A 2,160-nucleotide genomic window follows, 5' to 3' on the forward strand; every position below is an offset into this window, starting at 1 on the left:
CATCATGCTGGGAGAACTGGCGGTAAATCGGGCACTGGATAACCTCGATCCGCAGTGATGGCCTGAGCATGCGTTGACGATGCGTAGATGAGAAAACCGCGGCCCCCACAACAGGAGCCGTGGTTTTCACGCTACGCAGGCAGAAGATCAGGCTGCTGGCGTCATCCTACTCAATGCACACCTATCAGTTCTGCTAGTTCCCAACCAAGACAGGCATCTAGATACTCAAACGCGCAGACCTCGAAAAACCGGAGCTCGCACATGTCTACCCGTCAACCCGCGGTGTACGTCCAATATCGCTACGATCCTCTGGATCGTCTGACCAGCCACAGCCAATCGGATGAACCCGCACACCAGCGCTTCTACTGCAAAACTCGGCTGGCCACCGAGATACAAGGCGAATTGCACCGTTCCATCGTCCAGTACGACGACCAGCTGTTGGCGCAGCAGGCACGACAGGGCGATGACCGCGACACTACGCTGTTGAGCACCGATCTGCAGCGCTCAGTGCTGCACCGTCTCAAGGGCAATCAGCCTCCTCATCCCAGTGTCTACACCGCATACGGCCACCGTGCCGAAAACGCTTTGACCTGCTTGCTGGGTTTCAACGGCGAACGACCTGAGCCGGTGACCGGGCATTATTTATTAGGTAATGGCTACCGGGCGTTTAACCCTGTGTTGATGCGCTTCAACAGTCCGGACAGTTGGAGTCCGTTTGGCAAGGGGGGCATTAATCCCTATGCGTACTGTTTGGGCGATCCAATTAATGGATACGACCAAACTGGACACTTCCCCCAATTCATTAAGGAGGGAATTTCAGCTTGGAAAAATCTTGCTATTTCAAAAGTTGCAGCAGCGAAAGCGCGGGAGCTCTGGCAAGTGACAAAGACGAGGTCAGTTGAAGTGGATCCGTCACTACCAGGGGTGGCATACAAACTAAAATCAAATGTCGCTCCGCAAGACGCGATTAAAGCTCGTAACAGTTTGCTTGATATAGAGCACTCCCCGAAGAATCGTAAATATACAAGGGATCTAAATAATGAAAGAGAAATGGCAGAAATGGTGAAGAAGGATGGTTTGAAAGTGCCAGCTGAAGTGATGGATAGGTACCATATGCTTGAATATATAAAGTCGGACAAACTTTCTGCCGGGATGGCTTTTGATTCAAATAAATTGTATAGCCAAAAGGGACCTTTTGTTAAAGCCAGGCAAGAATATCGCGCTTCGCTGGCGCACTACAGGGACCCGACTCATCAAGTTATGACCGCTCATGCAAATAAAATTAGAAATCAACACTTTGAGAATGATTTATATCGGGCCCCTCAATCTCGGTAATGACTTAGGTAGTCGGGAAATCTGATTATGAAATTCAAGTTCAATTAATTTGAACCAAAAAAACCGCGACTCTCCCCCGAGAGCCGCGGTTTATCACGCCGCGCGATTATTGCTGCAACACAGTTGCCTGGTTGGCCGAGCCAAACTGGTGCACGGTGGCCGTTTGCGTCATGCCGCTCTGATCGACACTGGAGATGTTGCCGGTGCCGACCTGGGTGACGTAGGCCACGTTCAGGGTGTCGGCCCGTTTGATGGTGATCATGTTGTCGTCGCCGTACAGCTGCGAGGCCTTCCATTTTGAATTCGGTGCTCCGGCGGGAGCCAGCTCTGGTGGCGATGGCAGCCTGAAAGACACCATCTCTTGCAGATGTGCTCAGCTCGTATTCAGGTGTTGATGTGTAGAACTGAAACGCCATGTTTAAAAGCATTCAGCACTGGTTCTCTAAGGCTACACAGTCTTGCGTCGTTACCTACAACTACGCCAGAATCCGCCGGCTTGTGCGCTTTGCCCCTTGTCCCTATCGTTTCCGTGTCGCTGCCAATTCAGCGACCGGGTTTAGCGATCCGATCAGGTATAAGCGCTACATTGCATCAGTTTCGATTGCCCACGTTTTATGTGAGCAATTTTCGATATGGTGGCTGTGCGCGGGAGACCCTCGGGTCTGCCGGGTCTTATACCTCCCGGTTCGCTAACCTGCGTACAGCTGCCACCCTTACTTGTTTAGCGACAGGTGCTGGTGGTTTCACTAGGTATAAAAGGAACTCCACCATGATCAAACCCACCCCCAATCCCCCTGAAACCGACACCGTTTCGCCCTACGATTC

1 protein-coding gene and 1 pseudogene are annotated in these 2,160 nt (G+C 51.8%); one reads left to right on the forward strand and one right to left on the reverse strand.

Translation table 11 applies throughout. The features are described from left to right. Window positions 1-261: 261 nt before the first annotated feature. On the forward strand, window positions 262-1,335 hold the full coding sequence (locus D8U18_RS07050; RefSeq protein ID WP_131107337.1) for an RHS repeat-associated core domain-containing protein: 1,074 nt from the start codon (window positions 262-264) through the stop codon (window positions 1,333-1,335). A 106-nt stretch (window positions 1,336-1,441) separates the two neighbouring features. On the opposite strand, the pseudogene D8U18_RS07055 reads toward D8U18_RS07050, so the two are convergent. Then, window positions 1,442-1,618: pseudogene (locus D8U18_RS07055) on the reverse strand (curlin); the annotation flags it as partial. Between the last annotated feature and the right edge of the window lie 542 nt (window positions 1,619-2,160).

It is taken from the genome of Pseudomonas sp. Sample_10 (genome assembly GCF_004321495.1).
GTDB lineage: Bacteria > Pseudomonadota > Gammaproteobacteria > Pseudomonadales > Pseudomonadaceae > Aquipseudomonas.